An 11,921-nucleotide genomic window follows, 5' to 3' on the forward strand; every position below is an offset into this window, starting at 1 on the left:
TTCGCGATGTGTTGGGGAGCCACTGAGCGCCTCTCGGCATGAACAATCACGATGACTTTTGATGTCACAACCACAACCGGCTCACGAAGCCGATATGCCAGGCTGCGCATGACGTTGGGCTCCCGTCGTGGCTGGCTCAGAGCCTGGGTGTGGGCCCTCCCGCGCCCGATGCCGGTTTCGCGTAACAGTTCACGTTTGTGGCGGTCAGGAGCCGTGGTGGCGGCCTAGGCTGAAAGCAGTCCTCCACCGTCTTTCCTGACGCCCGCGAGGGCATATCCCGCAGCAGAGTGAGCCTGCGGCGCATCCCACAAGCGCCGGGCTTGCCTTCCTCTTCCGCGGAAGTCGTCGACAGTCCGGCCAGTCCCTCGGGGCACTTTGAGGCCGGGCTGGACCACGCCCCCGGCTGCCTGGAGGGAGTGCTCCAGTGGCCGGGGAGCGGCCACCAGGACGGGGCACGCGGCCGCCGTTTGCAACGGCGGCCGCCGCCCGTTCACTCCCCCTTGTGCGATCGGCCCGGGACGGTGGCCAGTGAGTCGCGATGCCACTGAACGGCGAAGTAATGGGCCGTAGGGGGGACATCCCGTTTCTGCGGTGGGAAGCTGGAAGATGCCCGGTCGCCGCGCCGTAGATGGGGCGGCGACCGGACCCTGCGCGGGACCCTGGCTCCCCCTTGGTCCTCGCGCGAGGTGCCCTCCTGGCGTGGGGGCGAGGCTGCGGGAGTTGCCCCGCCGACCGGTTACGCGTGGAGAGCGGAGGCTGGAGCCGTGTAGTCGGCGATGCGGCTCCAGCCGGCCTCGATGGTCACGGCTCGGGGGCTGGGAGCCTGCGGTGCGGGACGAAGCCCAACTTCACCTGTTCTGAGGGTAGAAGGTAACCAGGGCTGAGTGGAAGCGCGGAGGTGTCTCTTGCGGATTGCCGTGTATAGCTTCACCTTCCACTGCGAGCCCCCAGCGGCAGAAGCACACCCCATAGTCCCGCCGCAAGCCCCCGCCTGACATCAAATCCAACCATCATCGCAAACTCGGTCAGAACGCGACTGTCACACTCATCGCGAAACGACTCCCCCAACACATCTTCACAGCCAGGCATGACGGGCTGACACCGCCCCCAGCTCGGTGGAGGGGAACACTCCTGGAGGCTTCGCCGTGGGCGGGCACTACCCGCCCACCCCCACCACTACACCCCCCCGCAACCCTCAAGTCCCACATGTTCCCAGGGCAGAAGCCTAGATTTTCTGCATATCCAAGACGCCAGCCTGCGGGCCATCCTGCGCATCCCAGGCCATCACGGACGAATCCCCGGTCAGAACCGGCTGCGCTCCTCGCCTGCCCTCCTGCGCACAGCCGCGCGACCGAAAAGGGCAGACAGCCCCTCCCCCGCGAACGGCCGAGGCCTTCCGCTGACCGGGCAGGCACGCCGCGCTACCGGCCACGCAGGGCCGACGGCGCAACAGGGCAGGCGAGGAGCGCAGCAGGGCTGGCGAGGGGCGCAGCAGGGCTGCGGGGGGAGCGCGGCAGGGCTGCGGGGGGGGCGCGGCAGGGCTGCGGGGGGGGCGCGGCAGGGCTGCGGGGGGGGCGCGGCAGGGCTGCGGGGGGGCGCGGCAGGGCTGCGGGGGGGCGCGGCAGGGCTGCGGGGGGGGCGCGGCAAGAGCCGTAGAACAGTGCCGCCCGCCCCGTCCATGACTTCGCACGCAGGGGGCGCGCCGTGAGGTGCCTTTGCGTCGCTGTCGGAGAGGGGGCAGCGTCACACCGGCCATCCCCCGCATCCGATGGACCGCAGCCACACGCGCACGGTCCGGGCCCAGCCCCCTGGGCGCCACCCTGTCGTGAAGGCCGGGGCGGCACAGCCCAACGGTGTCGCCCGATGCCGCCGCGCCCCCCTCCGTGCAGCGGGCCATGTGCCGGCCTCCTGCGAGAGAGGCGGACCGGCCCTCTTCGCCTGCCGGGCTGGCTGCGCCGGTGAACTGGGACGCTACCCGCCCGCGCGTTCACCGGCCTGCCTTCTCGACGGCAAGGAGCAGAAAGACTCGGAGGCCAGCGACTCCTGCATCCATTGCAGCCATCGCACGCGGTATCCGCAGACCCGGACCGATCGTGTGTGGCCCCTGCCCTGACAGGTCCGTGCCGGTGCGCGGGCAGGCGATGTCCGGTGATGCGCCAGCCCAGCAGGCGTCCCCGGCCGCTTGTCCGCAAGGCCGTCTTCAGGTTGTGCAGCACCTCTTGAGCGGCCGGCTCCCTGGGTGCTGCTGGCGCTGCGCCTGCCGGGTGCGCCAGGCGCACCAGGTCTCGCCGTCCCGGACTTCGCCGGCCCCGCCACGATGCCCCTGACCAGGCCAGCGGATGCCGGAACCAGGCCAGGGGATGCCGGGGCCGGCGCGCAGGCGGCCGGGGAGGCGCACAGCACAACAGCGGGTTCAGGCGGCCCGTTCCGCCAAGAACGCCTCCCAGGTCCGCTCGCCGTGCACCGCGTGCTCCGACGGGGCCAGGTTCACGCCCTCACGGTAGGCGCGGCCCGCCTTCCCGGGCACCCGCATCCCCACCACCGGACGGCGGCGCCCGGTGGCATCCAGGTAGGAGCGCACCACATCATCCATCGTATACACCCTGGGCCCGGCCAACTCCGCCACCAGGCCCGCCGGTTCGCCCAGCGTCAGCTCGACCAGGCGCTGCGCGACATCGCGTACATCGACCGGCTCCAGGCGCATGCCGGGCGCCGGAACAAACGGCAGCCGGGCCATCTTGGCGACCATCTGGTGCACCAGATCGTGGAACTGGGCGGCCCGCAGCATCGTCCAGGCGATGCCCGAACCGGTGATGGCCTCCTCCGCCGCGCGCTGCGTGGCAAACCACGCCATCGGCATCCGGTCCGCGCCGATCACCGAAATGTGCACAAGGTGCTGCACCCCGGCCTCCTTGGCCGCCGCGACCAGGTGGCCCGCCACCACGTCATCCCCCTTGGCGCCGCCGGCCAGGTGCAGCACCGTGTCCACCCCGGCCAGCGCCTCCGCGACGCCCTCACCGCTCATCAGATCACCGGTGACATAGGTGACCTGGTCGGTGTCCTGCCGGCGGCTGCGGCTGAGCACCCGCACCCGCCGCCCGGGCGCCGCCTGCCCCAGCAGCGGCAGCACATGACGGCCCAGCGTTCCCGTACCACCGGTGACCAGGATCGTGGCGTCAACACTCATCATGTACCCCTTAAAAGTTGCCCGGCCCGCGGTATGCGGAAGGTTGGTTCTACTGCTCTGACGCACCACCGCGGCCAGATGTGACAACTCCACGAAAACAATCCTGAAAAACAGCCTGGGCCCCAGGAAATTTCCAGACCCACCACCCACACCACCCGCACACGCTCGCCTGCCGCATGCCCCGCGCGCACGCCACGGCCAAGGACACGGTGCAGGAGACCTGGCTACGGGCGTCGGCCGCCGACACCAGCACGACGATCAACCCCGGCAGCCGGCTCACCACCCACACCCGCACCCGCACCCGCACCCGCACCCGCACCCGCCTCAACCTCCCGCACACCCGCACCCACACGCCGCGACCAAGAACTGCACAGCACCCACAGCAACGAACGCCCCGACAGCCGGCCCAGCCCCGAACAAGAGACACAGACCACCGACACCGTGCACATCGTCCTCAACGCACCTACCCCCGACGAACACCTCACCCTCAACCCCCACCACCCCTCCCCCACCCCATGAAACCAACCCGGCCCAACGCTTTAGCCCTGCCCACGGCAGAGGCTCGAGTACCGGGCAGCAGTGGAGAACACCCCAGCCGCCACCCCACGCCGGACCCGAACAGCCGGTTCACGCCGACCGGCTGCCAGCCACCTTGCCGGCGCCGGCAGGGCGAGCTCGATCGCTATCTGTCGCCCGGCACCGACCTGAATGCGGTCCCGCCCCGTACGGAGAAATCAAGGTCACTCAACTCGCCCAGCACGGCGGTGAGTTCCGCCCCGGCGCGACACCCACCGAGGGCACACGGCGTCAGCTGGCGTGCTCTGCTCAGTCAATTGCCCGCGCCTTTCATCCTGGCCTCCGGTTACGTGTAGGGGTTGAGAGGCCTTACGCGGTGCCGGTGTACAGCTGGGGGGCGGTGCTAATCACGTGGAGCGAATCGCCCTGGGACAGTGCCTGCCAGTACAGAGCGGCCGCATGCACGACTGACCAGGGCGCGGTGGACGGCCAGGTCAACGAATCCCGCAGGTTCGCTGCCTCGAAGGGGGCGATCGTCATGAAGGGACGAGAGACCGCATGGGCTCCGGCCCCCGGCGTCTCACGCTCAGCAGTCAGGATCGAGAGGGCGGGGGCGATGATCTGGCCGCGGCGGTGCGAGGCCTCCACGTACAGGCTGGTAAAAGAACTCCTCCCCGCGGAAGAAGCCGCTCAGCGCGGTGTGGTCCAGCACGACGGTCAGGTTCACGCGGCGCTGGTCCCGCTGTTCTTCCGCTCCCGCTCGGCGTGCCGGGCGACGAGATCCCACGCCGCCTGCCCCCGGGCCCTGAGCTCGGGTGTGTAGTCCAGACCGAGGTCCGCAGCGGCCGCACGGGCACGCTCCTCACGCTAAGCAGCCGTCATGCGAGATAGAGCCAGTTCCTCGACCAGACCGGCAATGGTCATGCCGTCCTCCTCCGCGAGAACGCGAAGCCGATCGCGGGCCTGCTCGGTCGTCTTAATGCTCGTGGTCGGTTTCCCCATACCCAACGCCACCCCTCGCAACGCGTAATGCAGAAATGCCTAATTCAGAGAGTATTTTGAATAGCCCAAATCGACTATCCGTAAAGGCCCTCACCCCCCCCTGGAGGCCCCCAGACCTCGGAGGCCCCCCGGGTGCTCGGTACCCGGCTGCCCGGAACTGACCACGGGAGGACGCTGCACCTGATGCGAACCGCTGTTCTATGGGGCGTGCCGCATTTTGTGAGGTGCTGTATGACAACGCGTGTCACCGCGCAGTGAGCCACGCTGCAAGCCCGCTTCCCGCGCCCGTGGTGAGAGCGGCCACCAGCCATCCGGGGATGCGCTGGATCGTCAAGTGCAGCCCCCCGCAGCGGAGTTCGAAGGATGGGTGCGTTGTCTTAGAAGCCACCTGGTTCTCCCTTGGCCCGCTACGTTGAGTCTCGTGGACCCGCTGTGTTGTCTGAGGACCGTAACGACATGCAGGGCTGCATGGCTCGGAGCACGGCAGCGCAGGGGGGCGCACAACGGCTGTTTAAGTGGTTGAGCACGAACGGTCACTCGGCGTGATGCAAGCCCCACACCCTTTCCCATCCTGCTCTGGATGTGATCCCCCTACCCCCCGCAGACCCCGCCCCCCCTTGCTCAGTCCCCGGCTACCCGGAGCTGACCGCCCGTGGTGGCCGGTGCCCTACTCACACCAAAAAAGCGGAAGCGGCTCAGGGCACGACCACGGCCAAGGGTTACGGCCTCCGATGGGAACGCATCCGTAAGCGCTACCTCTACACGCACCCGTGGTGCGTGCTCTGCTCTCACACCGGTGACGGTCGCCGACCACTTCCCCACAGGAACCGTCACCGTGGGTCGGCGACGTCGACGTGCGGCATCGCGTCGTCCGCGACGACATCGCTCGGACCGCCTCTACACCCTCAACTACGAACCAACTTGAGGCGATCGTGAGGCGCCGCTCCGTGAGCGTGCGACCTTAGACGCCATCGAGCCCAGACCGCGCTCCGGGTGGGCAGTTCGAGGGAGCTGCCGTCGGCAGGAGGCCTGTTCAGGCAGGCCTTCAGCAGCCCGGTCGTCAGATGGCCAGCACGTCGTCGTGGATGGCCGAACATGCCCTGGCCGCCTCGATGCGCTCCGCATGCCAGCGTCTGCGGAACGGCTTTCCGAACTGCTGGCACGCCGCGCCCGGGGCGGCGTCACAGGCCGGACAGGGCTGTGCGCGGACGACGTCTTCCCGCGAGTCGGCCGCCAGCCAAAGATCGCGCTGCGCCTCGTCCATCTTCCGCTGTGCTGCCTCATGCTGCTCGGCCGCGAATCGCTGTTCGGTCTGCGCGGTCCGGTCCAGCAGCGGATCGTCCAGCAGAGCGCGGAGATCCCCGTCCAGGGAGGCTCTGGCACCCTCAGCCTGTGGAAACTCGTCGCCTCGATGACGAATTCCTTGGGCCCTGGGACACCGGCCAGCTGGCGCCGAGCCCGGTGAAGGGGGCGCGTGACGGCGCCTCGCCGACTGCGGCACAACGCCGCGGCGGGAGCCAGGCAGTGAGGGCAAGCCACCGAGAGGATGCTGATCAGGCCCAGCCGCCGCTCTTCGGTCTGCCGCTGCCGCTGTTCCTCAAGCTCCTTCCTCCGCTCGGCTTCGGCCTCCTGCCGCATGCGCTCCCGCTCCTGAGCTTCGTGGCTCAGGTGGACCCGGCACGGCTCGCGGGTGATGTCCCACCGGCACGGCTCGCCACTCTTTTTGGGCTGCCCGCAAAGGTGGGGATTGCGGAGGTCCAGGGCCCGGCCGATCCGACAAGGAGCCTGGAGAGGCGCCGAGTAGCCGTCGCACAATGGCTCCTCATCGGCACTGACGGAATGGCCTGGTAGCGGTGACCGGCCACCACCACCACGAATCGGGGCCGGGCACACGCACACGACACGGTTTCGCCCGCGCAAGGATCATCGATTGACACACCCTGCTAACCGCTGCCGGACGGCAGGCGGATCCACGGCATCAACGAAGCCACCCGAATGGCGCAGCAGAAATTGGGATGCGCTTCCGCCGGTGACGCACTCGCGGTCCAAAGGATTCCAGAGGTCCGAGGGCCCGTAGGTCTGGGTCGCCCATGCCGGGCGATCTTCAACACCGAACTGCACCGCATCACCAACCTCATCAGTAGCTGGCCGGACCGTGTCTGTTCCGACAGTTTCTGGGCCACCACCGCGACGTCGGCCCCCAAGTTGCTGTGGCTGTCTTGTGGTCCATCAGGCGCCATGCACCCGGCTGCCGGAATCCGGCGGCCGCCAAGGTGCACTGGGCGCACCGCAGACCTGTGAACGTCGTCGTAAAGTCCCCCGGACGGAGCCTCTTGGATCGGGCCGGTGCAGATAGACGTGCGTCAGTCGAACACGCCTGCTACGACCGGCGTACCGGGAACGAGGGTTAGGTCTTGGTGTACTTGGGGGTCGATCGCGGTCCACGCCACTCGCGTTGCCGGCTCCTCGGCGAGTACTACGGGATCGGGGCCAAGCGCGACGCCCACCCCAGCGTGGGGGTGGCCCACGTTCCATCCCCACGCGGAGTAGATGGGGACCAGGTCACGGCGGCCTGCCGCCAACTTCGCCATCACGAGTCGGTGGCCCACCTCCCGGAAATGCCCCAGCACGGCGTCGCGCAGCAGTGCGCCTATCCCCCTGCGCCGGTGGTCCTCGTGTACCGCGATGACATCCAAGAGCGCGATTCGGCGGGTGATCTCTTCTTCCGACACCTGCAGTCCTGGAAGGGCAAGGCTGATACCGGCTCCTGCAGCCACGCCGAGGACTTGACCATTGCCCTGCGCGACGAGTCCTGCAGCGAACCGGTTGGCCGAGGAAGGTGCAGACAGGTACAGCGCCAGCTCCTCCGGGTCCTCCTGCTTGATCACTCCGCGCAGCAGAGGCATGACCTGCACGAGGTCAGCGTCCGTCAGCGGGCGCAGTACGAGGGTCGGCCTTCGGCGCTGCGGCCTGGGCACGGTGTTCGGCTCTTCCCATGGAGTGATGGTGCCATGCGTGCTCAGTTGGGTGGAGCTCATTTTCGGGGAGGGGTTGAGCTGCGAGAATGTCGGCGTGGTCGAGACTCCAGGGCCGCTACGCCAACAGGTGACCAGCAAGCGTAGGCGGTGTACAGAAGTCTCTGCTCGACACGGAGGTCGCACGGCGCACCACCAGCGCCCGGAAGGCCAAGCTCCGTTCCCTGCTGGCGCAGAGACACCACCAGGCGGTGGTGGCACGATGCTGTGGGTGGAGGTGGAAGCCGAAGCGTCTGAGTGCGGCACGGCGGGGACACGGAAGCGGCAGAGGCCTCGGTTGGGGAGCAGGGGATCGCCAGCCGGAAGCGATGCCGACGAAAAGCGCGCACCACGCGACGGCGGCACCTGGCGGTGAAGCCAGCAACCGAAGCCGAGGCATCCCACGAGGAGACCCGGACGAGGATCACGGCGTCGACGGAAGCCGGCATCAATGACCGTGCCACGCACTGCCGTCCTCGCTACTTGCGGCAGCAACTAGTGCTGTGACCGGGATGGTCCACCATGATCGGAAGGCGGCTCGCGGGACGAGCGCACGCGCAACGGATGGTATTACTGGGGCATGCAGGAAGAGACGGCACGCTCCGCGATCGACACGTTCATCTCCGCGTTTAACGCCTCGGACGACAGCTATGTGACTGCCCTGCTCTCCCAGGCCCTGACCTCAGATGTGGTCTTCTGGGGGCCGTTGGGTCGCAGCGAAGGAATCGCGGCGGTCGAGCGGTTCGTGGTGGACATCCGGCGCCACCCGGCGGGGACCGGCACGATGGTGCGCTCCTCAGCGGTGGACATGCCTGACGAGTGGGCCCGGTACCAGTGGGTCTTCACCACGCCGGATGGAGGCCCCCGCCTGGCGGGAACGGACGTCGTCCATCTGCGGCTGAACCTCATTGACCAGGTCATCGTTTTTGCGGGGGAGATCGAGCCGTCCGCCTCCTGAGTCGTCCTTCTGTCGCTGTCCTTCTCGTGAAGCGGTGACTACACCTCCACGGAGCGACGCGCGCGAGTGAGCCCATCGGCCACGAGATGTGCCATCGGACCTGGAGCTGGACAATGACCAGAACGGCACATTCCTGGCCTAAGGGGGCTCGGCCGTGGACTCTGTCTCCCCGAAAGACGAGCAGCAATTCGTCGGCCGTCCAGTCGCTGTCGCTGCTCTTAGAGGTCCCAACAAAGACGTTGGACGTGCCGGTGGGTGATCAAGCAGGTGGCGAGGCCGAGGAAGGCCTCGTGGATGTCATCGCGTCGCTCCCAGCGGATCCTCAGCCGTCGAAAGCCGTGCAGCCACGCGGATGGGTGGGCCGCGCGGCGAGGTGCCCGCCGAAGGCGAGTCCTTTTCCGCACGGCCTCCCGCCGAACCGGACGTGACGGTTTCCTGTCATCCGGCTCTCCAGTGACTACTACGTGAGTGGTTTAGCAGGCCGTTCTGAGTGGATTCGGTTATGGCAAGTGTCGCAAGCCACAACCGTTTTGCGGCGTCGGTGAAGCATGACGCGCACCCAGTCAGAAGGCTGCCATCCGGCATGTGCGAGGTCGGCGAGTGCACGGACATGGTGAACCTGAACATTGCCCCTGCTCCCACAGATCTCGCAGGTATCCGCAAGGAGCCTCGCGGCGAGTTCCTTCTGCGGATAGTCCACCCGGACCGGCTCACGGTCGACGACTTCTGCCGTCTGTTTCCGTTGGAGTGGAATGCCACCGAACCGTGCGACCAGCGGACTCCTGTTCTTCCGTTCAATGCGGGCTTCGAAAATGAGAACCTTCTCGACGAACTCATCCAGCTTGTGCAGGTAAATGTTGGACAGGATCGGGGAAGCCACTCCGCCTTGCGGCGCTCCGGAGAGCGTGGCCCCCCACCTCCAGTCCTCTACATATCCGGCCGTCAGCATGTTGCGCACCAGCCGAAGGAAGCGGTTGTCATGAATTTTCTCGCCGAGGATCGAGAGCAGGACGTCATGGTCCAGGCTCCCGAAACAGTCGGCGATGGCCCCCTCAACAAACCAAGAAGTCCCGGTCCAGGTATGATCCACCTCGCGCAAGGCGGTGTGGCATCCCTTTCGGGGCCGGAACCCGTGAGAGTGGCTGGAGAACGTCGGCTCGTAATACGCTTCCAGTAGGAGGCGCACCACTTCACCAACGAGCTTGTCCGACCACGTCGGCAGTCCCAGCGGCCGCGTTTTCCCGTTCTTCTTCGGGATGTTCACGCGGCGCACTGGACGGAATCGGTAACGCTCGTGGCGTATCGCATCAATGATGCGTCCGATCTTCCGTTGGGACATGTCGTCCGTCTCCTTTGTGACTCCGGGTGTCATCGCGCCATGGTTAGCGTAGATACGCCCGTAAGCCAGCAGATATAACTGCGGGTTGGACATCTGCCGATACAGTTCGTCACACGACAGACCGCGCCTGCCGCGCTCACGCAGGACACCCAGCACCGTTTCGGCGCTCTGCATTTCGCATACCTCCCGAGTCTCGGGCGTCCGAATCACCTGGCCCTCTTCGCCCTGCGTACGGCTTTCCCGTCCTCCCTGGCCGGGCGTTGCTCCGGCGACAACTACGGGGCCTCCGTCGCCATAGGACTCGCGTCCCGTAGGCGATCCCACGTTCGTCTCTGCTGTACGTCATAGCGCGACGTAGGCGTCCCACTCATCTCCTTGAATGCCCTCGTTGGGCATCGCTCCGCACTCCGGAAGTGCACCGGATCACGATCGGTCCAATGCAGAGCACGGCGCCGGTTTCAGCCGCCTTTCCGACGGATGGGAACTTGTATCTTCTGGAGATTAGGCTTCAAGCAATCCAGCCTTCGCCATATCGCGCGGGCCACTCAGCACACCGTTCCTGACAACTGAGCCCGGTCACTGGTTTTCTGACATGCTGTTGTCCCCTTCACCTTTCGGATCCAGGTAAGTCATCTGGCCCAGAACCCTCCTTCCGAGTTCCTCCCGGCTGAACCGGGGATACAAACAGAACGCCACGTGGCGCACATCGTGCGCTCCACCGCCCAACGGAAAACGCCCAGGCCAGAGCCGTGCTCGACGCCTCGTTCGGCGATCAGCGGACGAATACCGCGCCGCCAGAGCAGGCGACGGTACTTGTCGTGATCGTAGGCACGACCGGCGAGCAGCGCATCGGGTCTGCGCCTGGGCCGGCCGACCACGCCAGCCGCTGCCGGAATCTTGTCCACCAAGGGCAAGCAACTGCGTGACGTCATGGCGGTTTCCGCCGGTCAGCGCCAGGCTGCGCGAGCATCCCCTGCCACCGCTGTCCATCGACGACCCGGGCTACACAGAGTTCGTCGTGTACTCGGCGATGCCTACGCCAGACGAGACGATCGAGCGAGTGAGGGAATGGGTGCGCAGACGGGACAAGGGACAGGGGGCTCGGCGCTGAGGACTGGTGCAGGCCCCACGACCCCCGCACCGGCTCGACGCCACGGCCGGTGAGGAGGATGATCGGGATGTCCTGCGTGCCCTCTCGCCGCTTGATGTGCGCGGCGGTTTCCGAAACCAGACCTTTCGCGCAAGCCGGTTCCGCGTGAAGTGAGGGGCGCCCGGCCTCAACCGGCCCAGTAGCGGTACGCCTCGATCCACTGCGCACCCCGGGGCGCGGGGGCGGGCAACGGCAGATCCAGGATGTCGATCGGCTGCCGGGCACGGCCATGCGAGCACAGGGCGACGATCCTGCCGTCGGGCGAGAGGTCGACGCCGCGCACCGGCACCTCCACACCGAGAACCGCGGTGGTGAAGGGCACCTCGAGATGTTCCTCAAGCATGGTGAACAGACCGGTCCGCTGCTCGTCCTCGCCGTAGGCGTCCACCGTCGCCTCTTCGATCAGGGTCTCGAGTTCGGCCCTGCCCAGCGTGCTCATGACCTCACGGTAGCGGCCCCCGCCGCCAGGCCGGCGCGGCTTGCCGGATCTGTGTTGCCGGTCGGCACGTCGGTGGCGGCGGGAAGCCCGCGTAGTCGTCGGGTTCATGCCTCTGAGCACGGTGATCCTTCCCATCCACCGATGGGCTGAAGGGCAGAAGATCTGCACGGAGGACTCCTGCCCACGCAAAACCTCCGCCGAGCAAGTACCCGGACTCACTCGCCGGTTCGAGCGGCGGACCAAGCGGCTGTGATCAACGCTGGTATCGATCGCTCTTGCGCTCGCAGGCCGGGCAGGCGCGCCCACATGACGGATG

The 11,921-nt window shown here is 67.3% G+C and carries 6 protein-coding genes and 2 pseudogenes; 2 read left to right on the plus strand and 6 right to left on the minus strand.

All coding sequences use genetic code 11. The features are described 5' to 3' along the window. Positions 1 to 2,413: 2,413 nt before the first annotated feature. Complete coding sequence (locus AB0E78_RS41485) at positions 2,414 to 3,187, minus strand: NAD(P)H-binding protein (RefSeq protein ID WP_361844789.1); 774 nt, start codon at positions 3,185 to 3,187, stop codon at positions 2,414 to 2,416. A 2,641-nt stretch (positions 3,188 to 5,828) separates the two neighbouring features. Here AB0E78_RS41485 and AB0E78_RS41490 point away from each other — a divergent pair. Further along, entirely contained in the window at positions 5,829 to 6,170 is a 342-nt protein-coding gene (locus AB0E78_RS41490; protein WP_361844792.1) for a hypothetical protein, read from the plus strand. Positions 6,171 to 7,068: 898 nt separating this feature from the next. Here AB0E78_RS41490 and AB0E78_RS41495 read toward each other — a convergent pair. Then, positions 7,069 to 7,611 (minus strand): GNAT family N-acetyltransferase, encoded by a 543-nt coding sequence (locus tag AB0E78_RS41495; protein WP_361844852.1) that lies wholly within the window; start codon positions 7,609 to 7,611, stop codon positions 7,069 to 7,071. A gap of 688 nt (positions 7,612 to 8,299) precedes the next feature. Here AB0E78_RS41495 and AB0E78_RS41500 point away from each other — a divergent pair. Beyond that, positions 8,300 to 8,677, plus strand: a complete 378-nt coding sequence (locus AB0E78_RS41500; RefSeq protein ID WP_361844795.1) for a nuclear transport factor 2 family protein — start codon at positions 8,300 to 8,302, stop codon at positions 8,675 to 8,677. A 218-nt stretch (positions 8,678 to 8,895) separates the two neighbouring features. Here the strand turns inward: AB0E78_RS41500 and AB0E78_RS41505 are convergent. The 4 genes and pseudogenes from AB0E78_RS41505 to AB0E78_RS41520 all read right to left on the minus strand — a co-directional run. Further along, positions 8,896 to 9,027: pseudogene (locus AB0E78_RS41505) on the minus strand (IS5/IS1182 family transposase); the annotation flags it as partial. A 110-nt stretch (positions 9,028 to 9,137) separates the two neighbouring features. Further along, entirely contained in the window at positions 9,138 to 10,190 is a 1,053-nt protein-coding gene (locus AB0E78_RS41510; protein ID WP_361844798.1) for a reverse transcriptase/maturase family protein, read from the minus strand. Positions 10,191 to 10,723: 533 nt separating this feature from the next. Next, positions 10,724 to 10,967, minus strand: a pseudogene (locus AB0E78_RS41515) (IS5/IS1182 family transposase); the annotation flags it as partial. A gap of 326 nt (positions 10,968 to 11,293) precedes the next feature. Next, positions 11,294 to 11,605, minus strand: coding sequence for a calcium-binding protein (locus AB0E78_RS41520; RefSeq protein WP_361844800.1), 312 nt, complete (start codon positions 11,603 to 11,605; stop codon positions 11,294 to 11,296). Between the last annotated feature and the right edge of the window lie 316 nt (positions 11,606 to 11,921).

Origin of the sequence: Streptomyces sp. NPDC032198 (genome assembly GCF_040636975.1) — a bacterium.
Taxonomy (GTDB): domain Bacteria; phylum Actinomycetota; class Actinomycetes; order Streptomycetales; family Streptomycetaceae; genus Streptomyces.